Source organism: Aeromonas mytilicola subsp. aquatica, assembly GCF_044336385.1.
GTDB classification, from domain to species: Bacteria; Pseudomonadota; Gammaproteobacteria; order Enterobacterales; family Aeromonadaceae; genus Aeromonas; species Aeromonas rivipollensis.
The window spans coordinates 3,957,501-3,979,902 of sequence record NZ_CP172298.1 but is presented as its reverse complement, the minus strand read 5'-3'; the positions used below and the strand labels follow the sequence as shown (position 1 = coordinate 3,979,902).

At 61.4% G+C, this 22,402-nt stretch carries 21 protein-coding genes (1 of these 21 running past the window's edge); 12 read left to right on the top strand and 9 right to left on the bottom strand.

Features of this window, described 5'->3' with window-relative positions; translation table 11 throughout:
- Positions 1-69: 69 nt before the first annotated feature.
- The gene (locus tag ACFWHB_RS18155; RefSeq protein WP_163156684.1) at positions 70-813 is read left to right on the top strand and encodes a ferredoxin--NADP reductase; all 744 of its coding nucleotides are present in this window, start codon (positions 70-72) and stop codon (positions 811-813) included.
- 16 nt (positions 814-829) lie between these two features.
- On the opposite strand, the gene ACFWHB_RS18150 is transcribed toward ACFWHB_RS18155, so the two are convergent.
- From ACFWHB_RS18150 to ACFWHB_RS18140, 3 genes are all read right to left on the bottom strand, one after another.
- Positions 830-1,027, bottom strand: a complete 198-nt coding sequence (locus ACFWHB_RS18150; protein WP_234676031.1) for a hypothetical protein — start codon at positions 1,025-1,027, stop codon at positions 830-832.
- A gap of 286 nt (positions 1,028-1,313) precedes the next feature.
- Positions 1,314-1,694, bottom strand: coding sequence for a hypothetical protein (locus ACFWHB_RS18145; protein ID WP_111913168.1), 381 nt, complete (start codon positions 1,692-1,694; stop codon positions 1,314-1,316).
- A 26-nt stretch (positions 1,695-1,720) separates the two neighbouring features.
- Entirely contained in the window at positions 1,721-2,011 is a 291-nt protein-coding gene (locus ACFWHB_RS18140) for a hypothetical protein (protein WP_171275434.1), read from the bottom strand.
- Positions 2,012-2,257: 246 nt separating this feature from the next.
- On the opposite strand from ACFWHB_RS18140, the gene ACFWHB_RS18135 reads away from it, so the two are divergent.
- Positions 2,258-3,256, top strand: coding sequence for a Preprotein translocase subunit SecY (locus tag ACFWHB_RS18135; RefSeq protein ID WP_162520010.1), 999 nt, complete (start codon positions 2,258-2,260; stop codon positions 3,254-3,256).
- A 45-nt stretch (positions 3,257-3,301) separates the two neighbouring features.
- On the opposite strand, the gene ACFWHB_RS18130 is transcribed toward ACFWHB_RS18135, so the two are convergent.
- A complete protein-coding gene (locus ACFWHB_RS18130; RefSeq protein WP_005331791.1) occupies positions 3,302-3,460 on the bottom strand; it encodes a hypothetical protein in 159 nt (52 codons plus the stop codon).
- Positions 3,461-3,525: 65 nt separating this feature from the next.
- Here ACFWHB_RS18130 and ACFWHB_RS18125 point away from each other — a divergent pair, with 65 nt between their 5' ends.
- From ACFWHB_RS18125 to gshA, 4 genes are read left to right on the top strand one after another with little or no spacing between them, the layout of a single operon-like run.
- Complete coding sequence (locus tag ACFWHB_RS18125; RefSeq protein WP_395948996.1) at positions 3,526-4,500, top strand: NADP-dependent oxidoreductase; 975 nt, start codon at positions 3,526-3,528, stop codon at positions 4,498-4,500.
- Positions 4,497-4,934 carry a YqaA family protein gene (locus tag ACFWHB_RS18120; protein ID WP_395948995.1) on the top strand — a complete coding sequence of 146 codons (438 nt, stop codon included), beginning with the start codon at positions 4,497-4,499 and terminating at the stop codon, positions 4,932-4,934. Before ACFWHB_RS18125 ends, ACFWHB_RS18120 begins: the two co-directional genes overlap by 4 nt.
- Before the next feature lie 27 nt (positions 4,935-4,961).
- Entirely contained in the window at positions 4,962-7,775 is a 2,814-nt protein-coding gene (locus ACFWHB_RS18115; RefSeq protein WP_395948994.1) for a M16 family metallopeptidase, read from the top strand.
- A 60-nt stretch (positions 7,776-7,835) separates the two neighbouring features.
- On the top strand, positions 7,836-9,431 hold the full coding sequence (gene gshA / locus ACFWHB_RS18110; protein ID WP_395948993.1) for a glutamate--cysteine ligase: 1,596 nt from the start codon (positions 7,836-7,838) through the stop codon (positions 9,429-9,431).
- 126 nt (positions 9,432-9,557) lie between these two features.
- On the opposite strand, the gene ACFWHB_RS18105 is transcribed toward gshA, so the two are convergent.
- Both ACFWHB_RS18105 and aspA read right to left on the bottom strand, forming a co-directional pair.
- Complete coding sequence (locus tag ACFWHB_RS18105) at positions 9,558-10,877, bottom strand: anaerobic C4-dicarboxylate transporter (protein WP_106884965.1); 1,320 nt, start codon at positions 10,875-10,877, stop codon at positions 9,558-9,560.
- Between the two features lie 128 nt (positions 10,878-11,005).
- Positions 11,006-12,448: an aspartate ammonia-lyase gene (gene aspA / locus ACFWHB_RS18100; protein ID WP_106884964.1), complete on the bottom strand. Its 1,443-nt coding sequence runs from the start codon at positions 12,446-12,448 to the stop codon at positions 11,006-11,008.
- Positions 12,449-12,897: 449 nt separating this feature from the next.
- Here aspA and ACFWHB_RS18095 point away from each other — a divergent pair, with 449 nt between their 5' ends.
- A complete protein-coding gene (locus tag ACFWHB_RS18095) occupies positions 12,898-13,374 on the top strand; it encodes an FxsA family protein (RefSeq protein WP_163147431.1) in 477 nt (158 codons plus the stop codon).
- A 37-nt stretch (positions 13,375-13,411) separates the two neighbouring features.
- On the opposite strand, the gene ACFWHB_RS18090 is transcribed toward ACFWHB_RS18095, so the two are convergent.
- Positions 13,412-14,746, bottom strand: a complete 1,335-nt coding sequence (locus ACFWHB_RS18090; protein WP_395950220.1) for an MATE family efflux transporter — start codon at positions 14,744-14,746, stop codon at positions 13,412-13,414.
- Positions 14,747-14,988: 242 nt separating this feature from the next.
- On the opposite strand from ACFWHB_RS18090, the gene ACFWHB_RS18085 reads away from it, so the two are divergent.
- From ACFWHB_RS18085 to ACFWHB_RS18065, 5 genes are all read left to right on the top strand, one after another.
- Entirely contained in the window at positions 14,989-15,282 is a 294-nt protein-coding gene (locus tag ACFWHB_RS18085; protein ID WP_005318973.1) for a co-chaperone GroES, read from the top strand.
- 44 nt (positions 15,283-15,326) lie between these two features.
- Positions 15,327-16,961, top strand: coding sequence for a chaperonin GroEL (groL, locus tag ACFWHB_RS18080; protein ID WP_025325745.1), 1,635 nt, complete (start codon positions 15,327-15,329; stop codon positions 16,959-16,961).
- A gap of 95 nt (positions 16,962-17,056) precedes the next feature.
- Positions 17,057-17,554: a molybdopterin-binding oxidoreductase gene (locus tag ACFWHB_RS18075; protein ID WP_163135549.1), complete on the top strand. Its 498-nt coding sequence runs from the start codon at positions 17,057-17,059 to the stop codon at positions 17,552-17,554.
- A 25-nt stretch (positions 17,555-17,579) separates the two neighbouring features.
- Positions 17,580-19,511, top strand: a complete 1,932-nt coding sequence (locus ACFWHB_RS18070) for a putative bifunctional diguanylate cyclase/phosphodiesterase (protein ID WP_395948992.1) — start codon at positions 17,580-17,582, stop codon at positions 19,509-19,511.
- A gap of 58 nt (positions 19,512-19,569) precedes the next feature.
- Positions 19,570-19,758 (top strand): hypothetical protein, encoded by a 189-nt coding sequence (locus ACFWHB_RS18065; protein ID WP_106884960.1) that lies wholly within the window; start codon positions 19,570-19,572, stop codon positions 19,756-19,758.
- A 73-nt stretch (positions 19,759-19,831) separates the two neighbouring features.
- Here ACFWHB_RS18065 and rluA read toward each other — a convergent pair whose 3' ends face one another.
- Positions 19,832-20,488 (bottom strand): bifunctional tRNA pseudouridine(32) synthase/23S rRNA pseudouridine(746) synthase RluA, encoded by a 657-nt coding sequence (gene rluA, locus ACFWHB_RS18060; protein ID WP_395948991.1) that lies wholly within the window; start codon positions 20,486-20,488, stop codon positions 19,832-19,834.
- Between the two features lie 115 nt (positions 20,489-20,603).
- A protein-coding gene (gene rapA / locus ACFWHB_RS18055; RefSeq protein WP_395948990.1) for an RNA polymerase-associated protein RapA crosses the window boundary here: on the bottom strand, positions 20,604-22,402 show its 3' portion. Its footprint extends 1,069 nt past the window's final position; 1,799 of the gene's 2,868 nt are visible here — the last part of the coding sequence; the start codon falls outside the window, past its right edge; the stop codon is at positions 20,604-20,606.

The following is a 22,402-nucleotide window of genomic DNA, read 5'->3' as shown; positions in this document are numbered from 1 at the left end:
TTTTTCTTTTTGAATCAAGAGGTGATCAAGGGGTAGAGTGAGGTTCTGTTCTTTTGGAGGAGAACCTGTATGGCAGCCTGGGTCGAAGGTCGGGTACTCGAGCGCATCGAGTGGACGCCCACCCTGTTTTCCTTGCGCATAGCGGCGGATCTCGCCCCCTACAAGGCGGGGCAATTTACCAAGCTGGCCCTGCAACGGGGCGAGCAGCGGATCCAGCGCGCCTATTCCTTCGTCAATCCCCCCTCAGCCCCCTATCACGAATTCTATCTGGTGGAGATCCCGGACGGCGAACTGACTCCCGCCCTCGGAGCCTTGCAATTGGGGGATACCTTGCTGGTTCAGTCCCAGGCCACGGGTTTCCTGACCCTGGACGAGCTCCCGCCGGGACGGGATCTCTGGCTGCTCTCCACCGGCACGGCCATAGGCCCCTTCCTCGCCATGCTGGCGGAGGGGGAGGCATTCGAGCGCTTCGAGAATCTGGTGCTGGTACAGGGGGTGCGCAAGGGGGAGGAGCTCACCTATCAGGGCCTGATTACCAGCCTGGTCGAGCAGTATGGGCCCCGTTTTCACTATGTGCCCTTCGTCAGCCGCGAACCCTGGCCCGGTGCGCTGCCCGGCCGGATCCCGGCGGCCATCGCCAGCGGCGAGCTGCAGGCCAGGGTCGGGCTCGCCTTCTCGGCCGAGCATAGCCAGGTGATGATCTGCGGCAATCCCGCCATGGTGAAGGAGACGCAGCTAACCCTGCTGGATCTGGGTCTTGCCAAGAACCTGCGCCGGGCCCCCGGCAACATCAGCGTGGAAAATTACTGGTAGACGCCAGCAGGGGCGGTCAGCGGCCGACCTTGTCACCGTCGCGCTTGCCAGAGCTCTCGGTGCAGGAGTTATTGCCCTGTGGCGGCCGTCTCGCTCCCTGTGCTTCCTGGCGAGCACCGGGATCCTGGGCGGCGCTGCGCCGGGCAAGAGGGGCTTCAAATGCGGCGCCGCTGTTCAGTAACCGGGCGAGCAGATGGGAGATGGTATTGCGCATGATGGCCTCGATGACGGCTGGAGGAGAGGCAGTCTATCGCCGCCAGCCTTAACCGGGGCGGAACAGGATCCTGGCATCATTGTTGTGAATATTGTCAGAAATGGGCGGTGAACGTTCGTGAAATGGCCTGGTTCATACTTTTTTGCCAAGGGTATCAAGGTGTTTCATTGAGCCTGGGTTGGCAGAATGGCAGTTGCCTGTTCCCGGGGCTCGTGAGCCGAGCGTAGGATATGGCGGCCACCGCCTGCACAGGTGGCCGCATTCAGGGGCCGGGGCCCCTGAACCATCACTTGTTTTTGCCTTTCCCGTTTCCCTTATCCTTGTTCTTCCCGTTGCCGTGATTGTCCCAGTCGTCCTTGTCGTGGCCCTTGCCCGGGTTGTTGCCGCTGTGGATGCTGCGGTTGTAGTGATCGCGATACTTGCCATCCATGTTGTCACAGTTGAGCTTGATACGGCTGCTGCGGGTGCTGACATCCAGGCAGTTGTCCTGCCACCAGCCATACTCCTTGTCGTCCCAATCCAGGCTGATCTGGCCTCGATCGGTGGAGATCCTGACGTCGTCGTTGTTCTTGGAGGGAGGGGCCGCAAAGGCGACGCCCTGGGCCATCAGCAGAGCGCACAGCAGGGTGCTCCTGTGCATGATGGCACTGCGCTTGAAGTGGGTCATATCAGAGATGCTCCTGGGGGGAAGGGTTACTCTTCCTGGCTGGTCGGGATCTGGTTGCTGCTGGGGGGCTGGTTGCGGAGCGCCTCATCATCCAGGTTGAGCTTCACGCCCTTGCAATCGGGTGAGGTCTCCTCACCGACCCCAAGATCCAGACAGCCGGTCTGCGACCAGTCAAATTGTGTGTCATTCCAGTCCAGTTTGAAGGTGAGCTCGTCAACGGAGAAAGTTTGATTCCCCTGCTCCTGAGCCTGGACCGATGAGGTGGAGGTGCCGGCAACCAGAAGAAGGGAGAGCAGCAGCTTAGTCGTTCTGTTCATGATGGCCTCGGATAATGGCAATAGGGAGTCAGTGTAGCGCGCCGGGCTGAACCCGGGCACAACGAAACATGCCCTTCAAGTCTGAGGTCGATTGTAGCGGTTTTCTGCTGCCGATTTGTCCGTTTTGGTCGCACTATGGACAGCTGGTTATCCATATGAAGGAATTCAGGTATTTGCCCTTCTCTCCGACCGCCCGCTGACTATAATCGGCAGCCAACTTTTCCTGCACGGCACTCCCTCTTCATCATGACCACACAGGCTCCTGCCGCATTGCGCTATCCCAAGGGCTGGTTCGCACTGACCACGGTGTACAGTTTTACCGGGTTGGCCATTCTGGCCTCCATCGTCTTCTCCCTGCTGCTGTTTCTCTCCATCGACGACAACCCGCTGATGAAGTGGCTGTTTGGCGGCCTGGCCATCATCTTCGAGCTGGGCAAGTTCTATGTCTGGTATGAATACGGCGAGTGCAAGGCGCGCCGCGATCTCGGGGGTGCCTTCTGGTCGCTGCTGTTTTACAGCGTGCTGGCCGCCATCTCCATAGGGGGCAGCATAGGCGGCATCAACAGCGCCACCAACACCATACTGAGCCAGCAGGCACGCCACGAGCGGGAGATAGCCCGTTTCGACGAGCAGATCGCCAGCATAGAGCGGCAGATCCAGCTCAACGAGGAGGCGGCGCGCAAGTACATAGAGATGGCGCGGATCTCCAGCGGTGTGAGCGGATTGCAGCAGGCCAACACCCGGCTCAGGCTGAAGCAGGATGAGCTGCGCCAGGAGCGCGATGCCAAGCCTGTCAATGAACAGTCCTCCATGCTGGGGCTGATGAGCAGCCTGGCGGACGGGGTGGGCATGAGCATCAGCCAGGTGCAGTTCCTGCTGGTCTGCTTCCTCTCGGTGTTGCTGGATGCGTTCGGTGCCTTTTTCGTCAGCCTGATCGGCGAGGAGAACCGCTTCCGCCGTCAATGGCAGTGGCTGCGGGCGCGGGAGCAGGCCGAGGCGCGCCAGATCGAATCAGCCGCCGCCGCGCCCATGGTGGTGAGCAGACCCGAGCCCGCACCGGCCGTGGTGGCCCAGGTGCGCAGCGCGCTGGAGAGCGGCGAGCTCAAGTGCAGCAAGCGCAAGGTGGCAGAGGCCCTCTCCCTCTCGCTGGAAGAGGTGGACCGTGTGTTCCACCATCTGCTGGCAGAGGGGGTGCTGGGGCAGGGCAGCAATCGCCACTACCACCTCAGTTCACAGGCGGGTTGAGATCCGGGCCACCTCAGGGTGGCCTTTTTGTTGCCGCAGACGGTGTCAGTGGGTGAGCACCATCATCAGGCTGAAGAAGGCGGCGAGCCCCCCACCTATGCCGATGATCCAGTAAAACCCCTTGGCCCCCTGCTTGAGCGGGATGCGGAAGTAGAGCAGAAACGCCCACCACCCCAGGGCCAGCAACAGAGGAATAAGAAACATTCGAGCCATGGTGTCCTCGCTGTTATTCTGTTGAACCTTGATCAATCAACAGGATGGATTGTGCAATGACGCAGCTACAGATTACCGCATTCGGCGACCCCTCGGTACTTCGGCTCAACCCCTCCCTCGACAAGGTGCCCGCCGAGGGGGAAGTGCGGGTGCGCATCTGCTTTGCGGGGGTCAACCCCATAGATGCCAAGACCCGGGCCGGCCTCGGCTGGGCGGCGGCTCAGAACAAGGACAAGCTGCCCTGGACCCCGGGTTATGACGTCTCCGGCGTGGTGGAGAAGGTCGGCCCCAATGTCACCACCCTGGTGGAAGGGGATAAGGTGTGCGGCATGGTGGGCTTTCCCCTGACGGCCGGTGGCTATGCGGAATCTGTGGTGGCGCGCGAAGACGAGCTGGTCAAGCTCGACGGGGTCAGCCTCAAGCAGGGGGCGGCACTGCCGCTGGCGGGGCTCACCGCCTGGCAGGGACTGTTCGAACATGGTGCCCTCAAGGGCGGCCAGCGGGTGCTGATCCTGGCCGGTGCCGGTGGCGTGGGCCATCTGGCGGTGCAGTTTGCCGCCGCCTACGGGACCCAGGTGGTGGTCACGGCAGGGCCTGACAACCACAGCTTCCTGCACGGGCTCGGGGCCGGCCAGATTGTGGATTACCACGACGCCGACTGGCCTTCACAGGTGGTGGCTGGCGGCCCGGTGGATCTGGTGCTGGATCTGGTGGGCGGCGAGAGCGGCAAGGCGGCGCTGGCCTGCGTCAAACCGGGTGGCCGCCTGGTGACTGTGCCCACCATCACGGCCCAGCAGATCAAGGAGGCGGGGGCCGAGGCGGGCATAGAGGTGCTCGGCATGCTGGTGCATCCCGACAGCAAGCAGCTGACCCAGGTGCTGATGCTGCTGCGTCAGGGCGATGTGCATATCACCATCTCCGGCGAGTACCCGCTGGGGGAAGGGGCGCTGGCCCATCAGGCTATCGAAGGCGGCCATGTGCGGGGCAAGCTGCTGCTGCGCATGCCTGCCGCCGACGGCCAGCCCGGATGAACGACATTGCCGAGATGGGGTTGGGCTGGCTGTTTCTGAGTGCCTTCACCTCGGCCACCCTGCTGCCCGGCAGCTCGGAAGTGCTGCTGGGGGCCATGGCCACCCGAGGAGAGTGGAGCATGGCCAGCCTGCTGCTGTGGGCGACGCTGGGCAACACCCTCGGCTCCATGACCACCTGGTGGCTCGGCCGACTCGCCACTCACAAGAAAAAACCGGAAGATTTTCAAGGCCGTGGGGAACAAAAGGCGCTCGCCTGGCTCAAACAACATGGTCACTGGTGCCTGCTGCTCGCCTGGACGCCGGTGATCGGCGATGGCCTCTGCCTGCTGGCCGGTTGGCTTCGCTTCTCCTTCTGGCGCTCTCTCATCCTGATCGGGCTCGGCAAATTGTTTCGTTATGCCCTGGTGTTTCTGCTGGCCAGCCAGATCTTCTAGCCCATTTTTGTCACTCACGAGGTAACCGTGAACAAACTCATTCCATTAAGCATTCTCCTGGGATTTTCCCTGCCCGCACTGGCAGCGCCCACCCTGGTGTCCGAGCAGGTCAAGCAGGAAGGCAAGCTCGGCATTCCCTATCAGATGTACAAGCTGGACAACGGCCTGACCGTGATCCTGGCGCCGGACAAGTCTGACCCTCTGGTGCACCTGGATGTCACCTATCACGTGGGGTCTTCCCGCGAAACAGTCGGCAAGTCGGGGTTTGCCCACTTCTTCGAGCACATGATGTTCCAGGGCTCCAAACACGTTGGCGATCAGGAGCACATGCGGATCATCAACGAGGCCGGTGGCGAGATGAACGGCACCACCAACAAGGACAGGACCAACTATTTCGAGACGGTACCGGCCAACCAGCTGGAGAAGGTGCTCTGGCTGGAGGCGGATCGCATGGGCTTCCTGCTCGATGCGGTGAGCCAGAAGAAGTTCGAGATCCAGCGCGCCACCGTCAAGAACGAGCGGGCCCAGCGCATCGACAACCAGCCCTACGGCCTGCTGAGCGAGAAGGTGGGGGAGGCGCTCTATCCGCGCACCCATCCCTACTCCTGGCAGCCCATCGGCTATGTGGAGGATCTGGACAGGGTCGATGTGAATGACCTCAAGCAGTTCTTCCTGCGCTGGTATGGTCCGAACAACGCCACCCTCACCCTGGGCGGCGATTTCGACACCAAGCAGGCGCTGGCCTGGATTGAGCAATACTTCGGCCCCATCCCCCGTGGCCCCGAGGTGGCCGAGCCGACGCCGGAGCCTGCGACCCTGCCCGAGACCCGCTATGTGACGCTGGAAGACAAGGTGCACCTGCCGCTGCTCTACATCAGCTATCCGACCGTCTCCCTCGGCGACCCCCAGGAGCCGGCGCTGGACATCTTTGCCGACGTGCTCGGCGGCTCCGCCAGCTCAATGCTCTATCAGTCCCTGGTCAAGACAGGCAAGGCCATCGAGGTAGGGGCCTCCCACTCCTGCGAGGAGCTGGCCTGTACCCTGGCGGTCTACGCCTACCCTAACCCGGCGGTGGATGGCAGCCTCAAGACCCTCAAGGGGGAAGTGGACAAGGTGATCGGCGAGTTTGCCGGTCGCGGCATCAAGCCAGAGGATCTGGAGAAAGCCATCAGCAGCTATCGCGCCTCGGCCATCTGGGGGCTGGACAGCGTGTCCGGCAAGGTGAGCCAGCTCGCCATGGGTCAGGTGCTGGCTCAGGATCCCAACTATGTGTTCAAGAACCTGGATGCCATAGGTCAGGTGAACGCCCAGCAGGTCAAGGCGGCCTACGACAAGTTCATCGCGAACAAGCCCTCTGTGGTGTTGAGCGTGGTGCCCAAGGGCAAGACCCAGTGGCAGGCGGGCACGCCTAACTTCACCCCGGCCAAGCGCGAGCTGCCGGATTACAGCCAGCATGGGGAGCCGTTGGCCCAGCAAACGGTCAAGGACAGCTTCGACCGCAGCGTGGAGCCCAAGACGGCGGAGGCGGTCAGCGTCAAGGTGCCGGCCATCTGGCATGGCAAGCTGGACAAGGGCATCGAGATCATCGGCACCCAGAGTGACGAGATCCCGGCCGTCTCCATCATGATTGCCCTGCCAGGCGGCATCCGGGCCGAGGGCAAGGGCGAGCTGGGGCTGGCCAGCCTCACCGCCGCCATGCTGGGGCAGGGGACGGCGCGCCTCTCCGAGGCCGAGCTCAGCGACGAGCTGCAAAAGCTCGGCGCCAGCATCAGCGTCTCGACCGCCCAGTACAACAACCTCATCACCATCAGCAGCCTGACCGACAAGCTGCCCCAGACGCTGGCACTGGTGCGCGAGGTGCTGCTGCAACCCGGCCTGCGGGAGGCGGACTTCGAGCGGCTCAAGGCGCAGATGCTGCAAGGCATGAAGCAGAGCGAGCAGCAGCCCGAGTGGCTGGCGGGGCAGGCGTTCCGTGAGCTGGTCTACGGCGAGCAGAACCGCCTCGGTCAGCCGACCGACGGGGTGCTGACCGATGTCGAGAAGCTGACCCTGGCGGATGTGAAGCGCTTCTATCACACCTACTACAACCCGACCAATGCCAAGGTGGTGGTGACCGGGGATGTGACCCAGCAACAGGTCGAACAGCAGCTCGGCTTCCTCACCCAGTGGCAGGGGCCTGCCCCGACCCTGGGGGATCTCAAGCTCAAGGGGGAGCAGGCCAAGCCGGGCATCTACCTGGTGGACAAGCCGGGGGCGCCCCAGTCGGTGATCCGCATCGGCCGCCGTGCCATGCCGTTTGACACCACCGGGGACTACTTCGTCGCCAACCTGATGAACTTCAACCTGGGGGGCAACTTCAACAGCCGCATCAACCTCAACCTGCGGGAGGACAAGGGCTACACCTATGGTGCCAGCTCGGGCTTCCAGGCGAACCGCGAGGCCGGCATCTTCGCCACCGGTGCCAACGTGCGCACCGATGCCACCGCGGATGCCATCCGCCAGTTCCTCAAGGAGATGGATGGCTACCGGGCGAGCGGGCCCACCCCGGTGGAGCTGGCCTATATGCGCAGCGCCGTCTCCCAGCAGGATGCGCTCTCCTACGAGACCCTCGGTCAGAAGGCGGGCTTCCTGCTGCAGATGATCATGTATGGGCTGAAGCCGGACTATGTGCAGGCCCAGAACCAGCTGATCAAAACGGTGTCGCCTGAGACGCTAAAAGCCAGTGCGACACGCTGGCTCGACCCGGCCGACATGGTGATTGTGGTGGTGGGGGACAAGCAAAAGCTTGAAAAACCCTTGAGCGAGCTTCATCTTCCCATCTATCCGCTGCAACTGCCCTGAGGGGCGTTGCAAAAAAATGAGCGCCGCCCCAGGTGGGGCGGCCATACATGAGCCGTGAATATGACTACTACTAGCTTGTCGCTCACCGAGTTGCTGACCGCGCTGGGCACCCCGGATCGGGTGGCCGCCCTCAAGGGGATCCGGCGCGGGATCGAACGTGAATGTCTGCGCATCACCCCGGAAGGGACCCTGGCCCAGACCGATCACCCCAGAGGCCTGGGATCGGCGCTGACCCATGCCAACATCACCACCGACTACTCCGAGAGCCTGCTGGAGTTCATCACCCCGGCGACCGACTCCATCGAGAGCCTGATCGAGCAGCTTGGCGACATCCATCGCCACGCCATTCACCACCTGGGGGATGAGCGGATCTGGCCCCTCTCCATGCCCTGCTTCGTCGGCGACGAGGAGAGCATCCGCCTGGCCCAGTACGGCAGCTCCAACATAGGCCGGATGAAGACCCTCTATCGCCAGGGCTTGAAGAACCGTTACGGCAGCCTGATGCAGGTGATCGCCGGGGTGCACTTCAACTTCTCCATGCCGGACAGCTTCTGGTGCGAGTGGCAGGATCTGGTGGGCGAGGGGTGCTGCAGCCAGCGCTTCATCTCCGACAAGTACATGGGACTGATCCGCAACGTCTATCGCTTCGGCTGGCTGGTGCCCTATCTGTTCGGCGCCTCCCCGGCCATCTGCGACTCCTTCCTCAAGGGGCGCAAGAGCAGCCTGCCGTTCCAGAAGATTGGCAAGGGCACCCTCTATCTGCCCTATGCCACCGCCCTGCGCCTGTCCGATCTCGGTTATACCAACAGCGCCCAGGCGGGGCTCAAGATCAGCCACGACAACCTGCCCGCTTACGTGAGCAGCCTGCGCCGCGCCATCAATACCCATGATCCCGAGTTTGCCAAGATAGGGGTCAAGGTGAACGGCGAGTACCGCCAGCTCAACGACAACGTGCTGCAGTTGGAGAACGAGCTGTACGCCCCGATCCGGCCCAAGCGCACCCCGCGCAGCGGCGAGAAGCCCTCGGATGCGCTGGAGCAGCGCGGCATCGAATACATAGAGCTGCGCACCGTGGACGTCAATCCCTTCACGCCCTTTGGCATAGAGGTGGATCAGATCCGCTTCTTCGATCTCTTCCTGGTCTGGTGCCTGCTGCGCCCGTCTCCCGTGCTGGGTGACGAGGAGATAGCCCGCAACCGTCGCAACCAGAACAAGGTGGTGCTGGAAGGGCGCCGTCCCGGCCTCGAGCTGGAAGACGAGCAGGGCAATGCCATCGGCCTCAAGGAGTACGGGCTCAAGCTGTTCGACGAGCTGGCCCAGGTCGCCGAACTGCTGGATCGTTGCTGCGGCCGCAACCGTTACCGGGAAACCCTGGCCATGCACCGCGAGAAGCTGCTCAACCCCGAGCTGACCTACTCCGCCCGCCTGCTCAAGCAGTTGCTGGAAAGCGGCCAGGACAACGGCTGCTTCGGCGATGCCCTGGCGAGCCGTTACCGGGAAGAGATGCTGAGTGGTGAGCTGCAGTACTGGGATGAGGCCTACTTCGCCGGCGAGGCGCGGGACTCCCTGGCCAAGCAGCGGGAGCGGGAGCGCGGTGACAGCCTGTCGTTCGACGACTTCCTCGCCGACTATTTCGGTACCCGGCAGACCCCCTGAGGATCTGCCCCTGATGACGAGAGCCGCTCCCTTGAGCGGCTTTTTCATGGGCGTTCGGGGGCCATTCGCGGCGGCCGGACATAAAAAACGGCCCCGAAGGGCCGTTTGGCAAGGAGTTGCTCGCTATCAGAGGATGAGACCGCCGAAGAAGAAGCCCAGCGCCACTGCCATGGCGATGGTGGCCACGCCCGGGATGAAGAAGGGGTGGTTGAACACCGCCTTGCCAATCCGGGTGGAGCCGGTGTCGTCCATCTCGACCGCCGCCAGCAGGGTCGGGTAGGTCGGCAGCACGAACAGGGCGCTCACGGCGGCGAAGGAGGCGATGGCCGCCAGCGGGCTGACGCCCAGTGCCAGCGCGGCCGGCATCAGTGCCTTGGTGGTGGCACCCTGGGAGTAGAGCAGCATGGAGGAGAAGAACAGCACCACGGCCAGCAGCCAGCTGTACTGGCTCAGCAGATCGCCGGCGAACGCCTGGATCTCGACCATGTTGCCCTTCACGAAGACGTTGCCGAGCCAGGCCACACCCAGTACGCAGATACAGGCGGACATACCGGACTTGAAGGTCGGCATGTTGGTGATCTGGGCTGCGTCCAGCTTGCAGAACAGCACCATCAGGGTGGCGGCGGAGAGCATGATGCCCATGATGGCGCCATCGCGGGGGATGGGCGGGCTGGCGATCAGGCCCACGTTGCCGGAGATGGCGGTGGCATAGGCCATAACGGCGACGATGGCGACGACGAAGATGCCGACGGAGAGCTTGGCGTAAGGCTTGAGCTCAACCTTGCTGGTGCCGCGCAGCTTGATCAGGCCCTTGGCCTTGCGCTCCAGGTAGACTTCATCCTGCTCCAGCGGCTTGCCCAGCATGTTGGCCACGAAGGCCCCCAGCAGACAGGCGATGAAGCTGGACGGGATGCAGATGGCCAGCAGGGTCAGGTAGTCGACACCGAGCGGCTCCAGCATGCCGGAGAAGGCGACCACGGCCGCCGAGATGGGCGAGGCTGTGATGGCGATCTGGGAGGCAACGACCGCGATGGAGAGCGGACGGGAGGGGCGAATGCCCTGCTCCTTGGCCACTTCTGCTATCACCGGCAGGGTGGAGAAGGCGGTGTGGCCGGTACCGGCCAGCATGGTCATCAGGTAGGTGACGACGGGGGCGGCGAAGGTGATGTGCTTGGGATTCTTGCGCAGTGCCTTCTCTGCCAGGTGCACCAGGTAGTCCATCCCGCCAGCGAGCTGCATGCAGGCGATGGCGCAGATGACGGACGCGATGATCATGATCACGTCCCAGGGGAGGTAGGCAACCAGCTGATCGCTCGGGATGGGCATGCCCAGACCCCAGGTCAGTACCAGCACCCCCAGACCACCGGCAAAGCCGATGCCGATGCTGCCTATCCGGGCCCCCAGATAGATAGCGGCGAGCACCACAAGTAACTCGATTCCAATCATAGCGAACACTCCATTTTCCAGTTTTTTTAGGTTTTATTAGGCAGAAAGCCAATTCCCGACGGGACTAGCAGGAGGCCGCTCGGGAACTGACTCTATGGGGCCGGGATATACCCGGCCCAGGATTCCGGTTATACGGTGGCTTCGCGGGTGTAACGCTTGGCCTTGTATTGCGGATTCATCAGGTTTTCGATGGAGAGGATCTCGTCCAGCTGCTCGGCGGTCAGCAGGCCGCGCTCAAGCACGACTTCGCGGACGTTCTTGCCGGTCTGGGCGCAGATCTTGCCGACGATGTCACCTTCGTGGTGACCGATGAAGGGGTTCAGGTAGGTCACGATACCGATAGAGTTCAGCACGTGGTTCATGCAGATTTCCGGGTTGGCAGTGATGCCTTCCACGCACTTCTCGCGCAGGGAGATACAGGCTTTTTCCATCAGGCTCAGGGATTCGAACATGGCCTGGCCAATCACCGGCTCCATGACGTTCAGCTGCAGCTGACCGGCTTCGGCGGCGAAGGTGATGGTGACATCGTTACCGAACACCTTGAAGCAGGACTGGTTGACCACTTCCGGGATGACGGGGTTGACCTTGGCCGGCATGATGGAAGAGCCCGCCTGCATTTCCGGCAGGTTGATCTCTTTGAGCGCGGTACGCGGGCCAGAGGAGAGCAGACGCAGGTCATTACAGATCTTGGACATTTTCATGGCCAGACGCTTGATGGCGCCGTGCAGCATGACATAGGCGCCGCAGTCGGAGGTCGCTTCGATCAGATCCTCGGCCGGCACATAGGCACGACCGGTGATCTCGGCCAGGCGCTTGATGGCCAGGGCGGAGTACTCGGGCGGGGTGTTCAGGCCGGTACCTATGGCGGTGGCGCCCAGGTTCACTTCCAGCAGCAGCTCCTGGCAACGCTTGATGGACTTGATCTCTTCACGCAGGGTGACGGCGAAGGCGTGGAACTCCTGACCCAAGGTCATGGGGACAGCATCCTGCAGTTGGGTACGACCCATCTTCAGGATGCTCTTGAATTCGGCAGCCTTGGCATCGAAGGCAGCGATCAGCGCTTCCAGGGCATGCAGGGTGGTGTCGGTGCTGTTGACCACGGCCACGCGGAAACCTGTGGGGTAGGCGTCGTTGGTGGACTGGCACTTGTTGACATGATCGTTCGGGTTGATGACGTCGTAACGGCCCTTCTCCAGACCCATCAACTCGAGTGCTATGTTGGCCAGCACTTCGTTGGTGTTCATGTTGACGGAGGTACCGGCGCCGCCCTGATAGACATCGACCGGGAACTGGTCGAAGCATTTACCGGTGTTCAGCATCAGGTCACAGGCTTCGATGATCTTGTCAGCGATTTCGGGACGTATGGTGCCCAGCTCACCGTTGGCCAGTGCGGCGGCCTTCTTGGTCAGCACCATGCCACGGACAAATTCGGGAACGTCAGAAATCTTCTGAGTGCTGATCTTGAAGTTCTCGACGGCGCGCAGGGTATGCACACCGTAATAGAGATCGTTGGAAACTTCTTTGGTGCCCAGCAGGTCTTCTTCAATGCGGACGTTCTTGATGTCGCTCATTGTAATGCCTCAGAAATCAGATAAATGGAAACGATCCTCACCGAGTGGTCGCGACTTCCTTACGCACATTTCATCCTGAAGCACCACACATCGGGTGGGGCAGTGGGGAACCTGTGGCTCCCCTGTGCAATGACTGGGATAGATCTTACCTCAATTGAGGTATCTGATATTAGACTTGGATCACTAAATTTGAGGCAACCCCAAATATCTTGTGGTCATTAAACAGATATTGCAATTGAGCGATTAACTTTGACAGAACAATCACTTCAATCACAGTTGGGCGACCAAATATTTCTCCCGAACCCGGGTTGTCTGGCGCCGCGGACTTGAAAAACCGCCAGGGCTCCCCATTTTAGTGACAAGAGACCTGCGCGATGGCGAGTTGGCATGGGCCATACTCCGCTCAATGCGTGATGGCAGGTTCATTTATTCACCGCACTGAGGTTGCTATGGGCAAGTTGTTACTGTTGTTGGTTGGCCTGGTATTGCTGGAGCTCACCGTGATGATAGAGGTGGGCTCGGTGATTGGTGCCTTGCCGACCGTGGGCCTGCTGGTGCTGACCGCGGTGCTGGGCTCTTCCCTGGTGCGCAGCGAGGGGATCAAGACCCTGTTCAGCGCCCAGCAGAAGATGCAGCAGGGCGAGATGCCGGGCCGCGAGGTGATGGGGGGCATGATGCTGGCGCTGGCCGGTCTGCTGCTGATCATTCCGGGTTTTGTGACCGACTTCTTCGGCATCCTGCTGCTGCAGCCCTGGCTGCGCAACCGGCTGGCCGACAAGCTGGTGGGCAGCAGCCAGTTCAGGATGCAGATGGGGGGCTTCCAGGGGCAGCAACCGCCGTTCGAGGCGCGCCCTGGCGAGGGGCAGCCGGATCGGACCAAGGGTGGCGGAACCACAATCGAAGGCGAATTTGAACGCAAAGAGTGAGTGAACGGAGTCGGCCGCCATATCGGGGCCCTCGCCGTCAGGGGTGGACCTGATGGCAGAGCCCCTCAAACCTGCGGTGGGCATAACCCCAGGCCAGCAGCCCCGCCGCCAGGTTTGCCAGCAATATCCCCAGATAGATCCCCTGCTCTCCCCCCAGCTTTGCCCCCAGCCAGGCCCCTGGCAGCAAGAAGACAAACAGCCGCATGCCGTTGAAGACGAATGACACTGTCGAGGCTCTGACACCGTTGAGGGCCGAGGCCAGCAACATCACCATGCCCTGAAAACCATAGCCGATGGGCACCAGATGCAGATAGAGCACGATCAGTCGAACGACCTGAGGGTGATCGCTGAACAGGTTGGCGATGAGGGGGGCCAGCAGCCAGACGAGGCCATAGATGGCGAGCTGGAACAGCAGGGCGAACCGCATGCAGAGCAGCAGGGCGGCCCTGGCCCTCGCCGGATTGCCCGCCCCGCAGTTCTGCGAGACGAAGGGGGCCAGCACGGAAGAGAGCGCCATCATCACGATCAGCAGCAGCGCCTCCACCCTGGAGGCGGCCCCATAGGCGGCCACCACCTCGGTACCCAGGCCGGCGAAGATGACCATCAGCACGGCGTTGGCCAGCGGATTGAGCATGTTGGTGAAGGAGGCGGGTACCGCCACCTGCAGCAGGGCGCGCCAGTGGGTCAGCAGCCGCGGGCGAGGGGAGAGACGCCATGACAGCAGTTGCTCCCGCTTGCGCAGTATGTGCAGGCTGACCAGCATGGCCATCAGCCAGGAGATCGAGGTAGCGATGGCGGCGCCGCGAATGCCCCATTCGGGGAAAGGGCCGGGCCCGAAGATGAGCAGGGGATCCAGCACCCCGTTAACCAGACCGGCCACCCCCATCACCAGGCTGGGGGTCTTGGTATCCCCTGTGGTCCGGATGGCGGCATTGCCGACCATGGGGATGACCAGCATGGGCACGGTCAGATACCAGAGCAGCATGTAGTCATGGATGAGGGAAATGAGCTCGGCGCTGGCGCCCAGCAAGGTAAAGAGGGGCTCTATGGTCAAGGCCCCCAGCACGGCGAGCAGGGTCACCAGGATGACGGCGAGGAACAGGCAGTCGGTGGTGATGCGGGCGGCCTCGTCGTGACGGCCCTGGCCCAGGGCATGACCGAGCAGGGCGCACAGTCCCGCTCCCAGCCCCATGGTGAGGGAGGTGACCACGAAGGTGACCGGAAAGGTGAAGCTGATGGCGGCGAGCGCTTGGGTGCCCAGCATGCCGATGAAGAAGGTATCGACCAGGTTGAAGGCGAGGATGGCAACGATGCCGAGGATCATGGGGCCCGTCATGCGCAGCAGCACTGGCGTCATGGGCTCGGTCAGCATGGGATTGGGTCGGCTCAAGGCAGGGTCTCTATGTGCTCTGGGCCTAAATGCTGGCCGCGTCCATCCGCCTTCCTGATTGGGGGTGGGTGATCCATCGAAGATACTCATAGTACGTGAAAATATTTTTTTTGTATTTGCCCTTGAAGGGCTACCCAAATTGCCCCAGATCAGGGGCATAACAAATTTGGCCGACTGCGGCCATTCCTCAAGCAACACAGAGACTCATTTTGGGAGAGTTATCGATGAAAATTCGTCCACTGCACGACCGCGTCATCATCAAGCGCATCGAAGCTGAAGCCAAATCCGCTGGCGGCATCGTCTTGACTGGCACTGCGGCCCAGAAGTCCACCCGTGGTGAAGTTCTTGCCGTGGGGACTGGCCGAATTCTGGACAATGGCGATGTCAAAGCCCTCGCCGTCAAGGTGGGTGACAAGGTGATCTTCAACGAAGGCTACGGCGTGAAGACCGAGAAGCTGGATGGCCAGGACGTGCTGATCCTGTCCGAGACCGACATCCTGGCGATTGTCGAAGCGTAATCACCTCCCCCCTTTTTCCCGAATTGATTTAAGGACTGAAGAACATGGCAGCTAAAGAAGTTAAGTTTGGCAACGAAGCCCGCATCAAGATGCTGGAAGGCGTCAACATCCTGGCCGACGCCGTCAAGGTGACCCTGGGCCCGAAAGGCCGCAACGTGGTACTGGACAAGTCCTTCGGTGCCCCGACCATCACCAAGGATGGCGTTTCTGTTGCTCGCGAGATCGAGCTGGAAGACAAGTTCCAGAACATGGGCGCCCAGATGGTCAAGGAAGTTGCTTCCAAGGCCAACGACGCCGCCGGTGACGGTACCACCACTGCCACCGTACTGGCGCAAGCCATCGTCAACGAAGGCCTGAAGGCCGTTGCCGCCGGCATGAACCCCATGGATCTGAAGCGCGGTATCGACAAGGCCGTCGTGGCCGCCGTCGCCGAGCTGCAGGCCCTGTCCCAGCCCTGCGCCGACAACAACGCCATCGCTCAGGTCGGTACCATCTCCGCCAACTCCGACGAGAAAGTGGGTGCACTGATCGCCGAAGCCATGGACAAGGTCGGCCGTGACGGCGTGATCACCGTAGAAGACGGTCAGGGTCTGGAAGACGAGCTGGCTGTCGTCGAAGGCATGCAGTTCGACCGTGGCTACCTCTCCCCCTACTTCATCAACAAGCCGGAAACCGGCTCCGTCGAGCTGGATGACCCCTTCATCCTGCTGGTGGACAAGAAGATCTCCAACATCCGCGAAATGCTGCCGGTGCTGGAAGGCGTGGCCAAGGCGGGCAAACCGCTGATCATCGTGGCCGAAGACGTGGAAGGTGAAGCGCTGGCGACCCTGGTGGTCAACACCATGCGCGGCATCGTGAAAGTCGCCGCCGTCAAGGCGCCGGGCTTCGGCGACCGTCGCAAGGCCATGCTGCAGGATATCGCCATCCTGACCGGTGGTACCGTGATCTCCGAAGAAGTGGGCATGGAGCTGGAAAAAGCGACCCTGGAAGATCTGGGCCGTGCCAAGCGCATCGTCATCACCAAAGAGAACACCACCATCATCGATGGCGTGGGTGATGCCGCCCTGATCGAGAGCCGCGTTGCTCAGATCCGTCAGCAGATCGAAGATACCTCTTCCGACTATGACCGTGAGAAGCTGCAAGAGCGCGTGGCCAAGCTGGCCGGTGGTGTCGCCGTCATCAAGGTTGGCGCTGCCACCGAAGTCGAGATGAAAGAGAAGAAAGCCCGTGTTGACGATGCCCTGCACGCCACTCGCGCTGCCGTAGAAGAGGGCGTGGTTGCCGGTGGTGGTGTGGCGCTGGTGCGCGTAGCCGCCAAGCTGGCCTCCCTGCGTGGTGACAACGAAGACCAGAACGTGGGTATCAAGGTCGCCCTGCGCGCCATGGAAGCGCCGCTGCGTCAGATCGTCATCAACGCCGGTGAAGAAGCCTCCGTCATTGCCAACGCCGTGAAGAACGGTGAGGGTAACTTCGGCTACAACGCCTACACCGAACAGTATGGTGACATGCTGGCAATGGGTATCCTGGATCCGACCAAGGTGACCCGTTCTGCCCTGCAGTTCGCCTCTTCCATCGCCGGCCTGATGATCACCACAGAGTGCATGATCTCCGAGCTGCCGAAGAAAGATACCCCGGCCATGCCTGATATGGGTGGCATGGGCGGTATGGGTATGATGTAATTCCGTCATAGTCATCAAACGGCTCGCTTTTGCGGGCCGTTTTTTTTAGTGCTACTAAGCTGAAGTTGTTGATAGTGAAATGATCTGAGGTAAGCATGCGAACATTAGGCCTGATCCCATTACTGTTTTCCCTTGTCGTCCCCACCATGGCATTGGCCGCTCCCGAAGGGCCCGTGATCCTCAAGGTGACGGGGAATCTGGATCCCGCCGACCCGAGTGATGGTGAGGTTGCCTTCGACATGGCCATGATCCAGGCCCTGCCACAGCATGAGATAGTGACGAGCAATCCCTGGGTGGACAAGCCGCACAAATACGTGGGGCCCAAGCTGGCGGATGTGCTGACGGCGGTGAAGGCCAACGGCAAGAGCATCACGCTCACCGCCTTGAATAGTTTCCAGATCCGGATCAACTGGGATAAGGTCAGGCAATACGATCCCATCTTGGCCTGGCAGGATGATGGGGTGACCATGCGGGTACGTGACAAAGGGCCGCTCTGGTTTATCCTGCCGCTGGATCAGCATCCCGAACTCAAGCGATCCGAGTTCACCGACATGATGATCTGGCAACTGAGCGCAATCGATATTCAGCAGTAAAGACGGTGACTTGCGGGAGTACTGGGTGAAAGCGAAGACCAGGGCCTGGCCCTTACTCGGCGTTCTTTATCTATCCATTCTGTTATTCACGGGTAGCACGCTGTATTGCCTGGTGCAGATACAAAATGCGACCCGGGTGATGGAAAAGTATACCTATGACGTCTCCTGGGCATTGATGCAGTTGCAGCTCGAGCTGGGGCGCTTTATCAATGCCGTCGAGATTTACCACTACGGCGGCATCGACCATGAAACCCTGCTGCTGCGCTACGACATCCTGTGGAGCCGCACCCCCATACTGCTGAGCGGCCAGCTGCGCAAGAGTCTGGCGGACAATCCGAAGACGCTGCGGCTGGTCCAGCTGACCGAGAGCAATATCCGCAAGCTGGAGCCAGAGCTGACCAGGCTGAAGCCGGGGATGCCGGACTACCAGCAGATCATGATGACCCTTGCGCCCTTGCAGGAGCCGCTCTCCTACTCTCTCGCCTCCATGATGCAGAAGAACATCAATGTCTATTCGGGCAATGACAAGCGCTTCGGCCAGCTGCGCGATGCCCTGTTGTTCATGGTGTTGGGCCTGGTGATCTCCGTCATTCTGCTCAGCGGCCTGCTGGTGCGTGAAGCCAGGCGCCATTTCAGAACGGCCCGGGTCGATCCGCTGACCGGACTGGCCAACAGGCTGGCCCTGCTGGAGAAGATGGAGTCCTATGTCAGCCGTGATACTCCCTTTGGTCTGATACTGATCGACATCAACGATTTTCGGGACATCAACAGCAAGTTTGGCTACAGCACAGGGGACATACTGCTGCAGGAGCTGGCGAAGCGGCTGCGTTCCCTGTGTGAAAACGGCGAGTGGGTGGCGCGTCTCGGGGGCGATCAGCTCGCCATGCTGCAACGGGACAGCAGCGACCTGCGCCAGGTCAGGGAGCTGGTGGCTAGGGTACTCCACGCCATCAAGCAAGACATCATCATCGATAGTTACCCCTTCCGGCTGGAGGTGGGCATAGGCATCGCCTTCTTCCCCACGGACAGCAACCAGACCCAGGAGCTGCTGAGCCGGGCGGAGCAGGCGCTGTTCCACAGTCGCAAGACCCATGTGCCTTATGTCATCTATGACAGCTCCCTGCTCAACGAAACCGCCAGGCGCAAGCACCTCGCCTCCGATATGGTGATGGCGCTGGAACACAATGCCCTGGAGCTCTATTACCAACCCATAGTCAACCTGGAGAGCGGTCGCTGCGAGGCGGTGGAGGCGCTGCTGAGGTGGCGCCACCCCGAACTTGGCTTCATCCCGCCCAACGAGGTGATCCAGGTGGCGGAAGAGTTCCAGCTTGCCGAGAAGCTGGGGAGCTGGGTGCTGAACACGGCGTGCGAGCAGCTCCACCAGTGGCAGCACCTGGGGCTGGTCGATCTGCAGATGTGCGTCAACATCTCCCCTGGCATGTACCAGCGCAACTTGTTGAAGCTGGTGGCCAAGGCGTTGATGGAACACCATATTCCCGCATCCTGTCTGGTACTGGAAGTGACGGAAGACACCACAATGCGCGAGGTGAAGAACTCGCTGCAGCTGATGCAGGATCTCAGCCAGCAGGGGGTGCACCTGGCCCTTGATGACTTCGGGACCGGTTACTCCTCTCTCAGCTATCTGCAGAAGCTGCCGGTGAGCAAGGTGAAGATAGACAGATCCTTCATCCAGGGCATAGACACCTCCATAGAGGCGGCCGAGCTGGTGGCCAACATCTGCCGCATGGGCTCCATGCTGGGCAAGAAGCTGGTGTGTGAAGGCATCGAGACCCAGGGGCAGCTCGACGTGCTGCGTTCATTGACCGACATCCATCTCTACGGACAAGGCTATCTGTTCAGCCGCCCGGAACAGGCGTCCAAGGCCTATCAAACCCTGCTGGAGATGGAGGAGCGCTGGCTGGCACGGCGTGCGCCGAACAAGGCATACCTGCTCTGAACGATATGGCTCATGTCTGCCACGTTCTGGCCGATAGTGTTTAGGCAGGAGGTACACAATGGATATTTCTAGCTCTGCAAATGCGTCGTTTGGTTCTGCACTGATGGTGGCCAGCCTGGCCAAGAAGCAGCAGACCCAGGAGGGCGAATCGGCTTTGAAACTGCTGGCAACGGCAGCGCAGTCCGCTCCGGCAGCGCCGACATCGGCCAGCGCTTCCCTCGGAAGCAGGATCGATATTCGCGTCTGACCTGAACGAAAAAGCCCCCATCTCGCGATGGGGGCTTTCTTTTTTATCGGGTGTTATCTGACGGTTTCACTACTCAGACCGGGAAGGGGGCCTGGGCTTCGAAGGTCATCCGCTCGCCGCTGCGGGGGTGGCTGATGGTCAGCATGGCCGCATGCAGGTAGAGATGGGGGGCCGCCGCCAGTGCATCCGGATGGGCATAGAGGTTGTCACCCAGAATCGGGTGCCCCAGCTCCAGCATATGGACGCGCAGCTGATGGGAGCGACCCGTGATGGGGGTCAGCTTGATGAGGCTGTTGCCGTTCTCCACCTTCAGTTTTTCCCACAGGGTCAGGGCGTGACGCCCCTCCTCAAAGTCCACCTTCTGCTTCGGGCGATTGGGCCAGTCGACGCAGAGCGGCAGGTCGACCTGACCCGAGTCTGCCTCCGGCTCGCCCCACACCCAGGCGAGGTAGTGCTTCTCGGTTTCCCGCTCGCGAAATTGTCGGCTCAGCTCCCGATGGGAATTGGGATTGAGGGGAATGACAATGACGCCAGTGGTGGACATGTCGAGGCGATGAGCTGCCGCCGCCTTGGGGTGCTGCTGTTTCACCCGATGCAGGACGCTGTCTTCATTCTCGGGGCCGCGCCCGGGGACGCTCAGCAGGCCAGTGGGCTTGTTGACCACCATGATGTCCTTGTCCTTGAACAGGATATCGAGCCAGGGTTCCAGAGGCGGTGAGTATTCAAACATAAATGTCTCGCATCAGAAGGTGGGGGCAAGCCCCCATCAGTTATGGGTGACCACGATAAAGCGGCATTGGGTATCCAGTTTGAGCTGGGTCTGGCCGCTGTCGGTCGGTACCTTGTCAGTTATGGGTGACCACGATAAAGCGGATGGCATCCAGCTTGAGTTGGGTCTGATCGATCAGGTGGTGCAATTCTGCCTGCAGATTGCGCAGATAATCCAGTTCGCTGTCGCGCACGTTCGGATTGACCGCCTTGAGCGCTTCCAGACGATCCAGATCCTGCTGCAGGGTCTGCGCCATCTGGGCGCGGGCCTTGTCGACAATCCCGGCTTTCAGCTCGTCGGCAATGACCTGCCCCTTGCCAATCAGGCCGTGGATCACCGGCTGTGACGCGGTGACCAGCTTGCTGCCAAGGTGGCGGTTGACCGGGGTCAGCTGGCGGTTGAAGGCATCGAACGCCACCTTTTCGCCCAGATTCTGGCCGTTCTTGTCCATCAGCAGACGGATCGGGGTCGGCGGCATGAAGCGGTAGAGCTGGGGATGGGCCGCAGACTCGGCAACGAAGATCAGCTCAAGCAGGATGGAGCCTATGGGCAGCGCCTTGTTCTTGAGCAGTGCGACCGAGGTGGCACCGATCTCGGAGCCCAGGATCAGGTCGATACCGCCGCGCATCATGGGGTGATCCCAGGAGAGCAGCGCCATATCATCCCGCGACAGGGCGGTGTTGCGATCGAAGGTGATGGTCATGCCGTCTTGCGGCAAGCCCGGGAAGCTGGAGACCAGCATGTGATCCCCCGGGGTCAGCACCAGCGCGTTCTCGCCCCTGTCATCCTGATTGACGCCGATCTCGTCGAACATCTTGAGGGCGAAGGAGATCATGCCGGTGTCGTCATCTTCGGCGGCCAGCTTGTCGACCAGCTGCTGGGCGGCGGCGCCACCGCTGGAGTGGATCTCCAGCAGGCGATCGCGGCCCTGCTCCATGCGGGATTTGAGCGGCTCGTGGATCTCCCGTGTCCTGGCCAGCAGGGTATCCAGAGCGGCTTGATCACCCGTATTGGCGGCAAGCAGTTCGAACAGCTCGTCACGCACCGCTTCGAATACCGGGCGGGCAGTCGGGCAGGTCTGCTCGAACGCGTCCAGGCCGTCGTGATACCACAGCTGCAGGGCGCGCTGGGCAGTCCCTTCCAGATAGGGAACGTGGATCTCGACGGTATTCTGCTGACCGATACGGTCCAGTCGGCCGATACGCTGTTCCAGCAGATCCGGATTGAGCGGCAGATCGAACAGCACCAGATGGCTGGCAAACTGGAAGTTGCGACCCTCTGAGCCGATCTCGGAGCAGAGCAGCACCTGAGCGCCACCATCCTCTTGCGCGAAATAGGCGGAGGCTTTGTCCCGCTCGAGGATGGACATCCCTTCATGGAACACTGTGCCGCGGATCCCTTCACGGGTACGCAGCGCCTCTTCCAGCGCGATGGCGGTGGCCGCTTCGGAGCAGATCACCAGCACCTTCTGCTGGCGGGCAGAGAGCAGCAGTTCCAGCAACCATTCGACGCGGGGGTCGAACTGGGTCCAGGTGGCGTTGTCGCCTTCGAACTGCTGGAAGATCTTCTCGGGATAGAGGTAGCGCAGGGCACGGGTCTGCAGATCGCCACCATTGCCACCCATCATGCCCATTACCTTGATGGCGGTCTTGTACTGCTCCGGCAGCGGCATGGGGTAGACGTTGAGGTGACGCTCGGGGAAGCCCTGAATATTGGCGCGGCTGTTACGGAACAGCACCCGCCCGGTGCCATGCTGATCCAGCAATCTGGCGACCGCCTGCTGACGGGCGGCAGCATCGCTTAAGTCCAGCCCTTCCAGCTGGCTGGCGAGGATCTGCCTGGCTTCATCGCTCAGGGTCTCGCCATCCAGCAGCT

What these genes read in the sequence shown, in the direction of transcription:
- ACFWHB_RS18105 (WP_106884965.1), bottom strand. Translation starts at nt 10,877, where the DNA reads ATGATTGGAATCGAGTTACTTGTGGTGCTCGCCGCTATCTATCTGGGG.
- ACFWHB_RS18125 (WP_395948996.1), top strand. Translation starts at nt 3,526, where the DNA reads ATGACGCAGCTACAGATTACCGCATTCGGCGACCCCTCGGTACTTCGG.
- ACFWHB_RS18120 (WP_395948995.1), top strand. Translation starts at nt 4,497, where the DNA reads ATGAACGACATTGCCGAGATGGGGTTGGGCTGGCTGTTTCTGAGTGCC.
- ACFWHB_RS18135 (WP_162520010.1), top strand. Translation starts at nt 2,258, where the DNA reads ATGACCACACAGGCTCCTGCCGCATTGCGCTATCCCAAGGGCTGGTTC.
- ACFWHB_RS18140 (WP_171275434.1), bottom strand. Translation starts at nt 2,011, where the DNA reads ATGAACAGAACGACTAAGCTGCTGCTCTCCCTTCTTCTGGTTGCCGGC.
- ACFWHB_RS18130 (WP_005331791.1), bottom strand. Translation starts at nt 3,460, where the DNA reads ATGTTTCTTATTCCTCTGTTGCTGGCCCTGGGGTGGTGGGCGTTTCTG.
- ACFWHB_RS18065 (WP_106884960.1), top strand. Translation starts at nt 19,570, where the DNA reads ATGGATATTTCTAGCTCTGCAAATGCGTCGTTTGGTTCTGCACTGATG.
- aspA (WP_106884964.1), bottom strand. Translation starts at nt 12,448, where the DNA reads ATGAGCGACATCAAGAACGTCCGCATTGAAGAAGACCTGCTGGGCACC.
- ACFWHB_RS18085 (WP_005318973.1), top strand. Translation starts at nt 14,989, where the DNA reads ATGAAAATTCGTCCACTGCACGACCGCGTCATCATCAAGCGCATCGAA.
- ACFWHB_RS18095 (WP_163147431.1), top strand. Translation starts at nt 12,898, where the DNA reads ATGGGCAAGTTGTTACTGTTGTTGGTTGGCCTGGTATTGCTGGAGCTC.
- ACFWHB_RS18145 (WP_111913168.1), bottom strand. Translation starts at nt 1,694, where the DNA reads ATGACCCACTTCAAGCGCAGTGCCATCATGCACAGGAGCACCCTGCTG.
- ACFWHB_RS18150 (WP_234676031.1), bottom strand. Translation starts at nt 1,027, where the DNA reads ATGCGCAATACCATCTCCCATCTGCTCGCCCGGTTACTGAACAGCGGC.
- rluA (WP_395948991.1), bottom strand. Translation starts at nt 20,488, where the DNA reads ATGTTTGAATACTCACCGCCTCTGGAACCCTGGCTCGATATCCTGTTC.
- ACFWHB_RS18090 (WP_395950220.1), bottom strand. Translation starts at nt 14,746, where the DNA reads ATGCTGACCGAGCCCATGACGCCAGTGCTGCTGCGCATGACGGGCCCC.
- groL (WP_025325745.1), top strand. Translation starts at nt 15,327, where the DNA reads ATGGCAGCTAAAGAAGTTAAGTTTGGCAACGAAGCCCGCATCAAGATG.
- ACFWHB_RS18075 (WP_163135549.1), top strand. Translation starts at nt 17,057, where the DNA reads ATGCGAACATTAGGCCTGATCCCATTACTGTTTTCCCTTGTCGTCCCC.
- ACFWHB_RS18155 (WP_163156684.1), top strand. Translation starts at nt 70, where the DNA reads ATGGCAGCCTGGGTCGAAGGTCGGGTACTCGAGCGCATCGAGTGGACG.
- gshA (WP_395948993.1), top strand. Translation starts at nt 7,836, where the DNA reads ATGACTACTACTAGCTTGTCGCTCACCGAGTTGCTGACCGCGCTGGGC.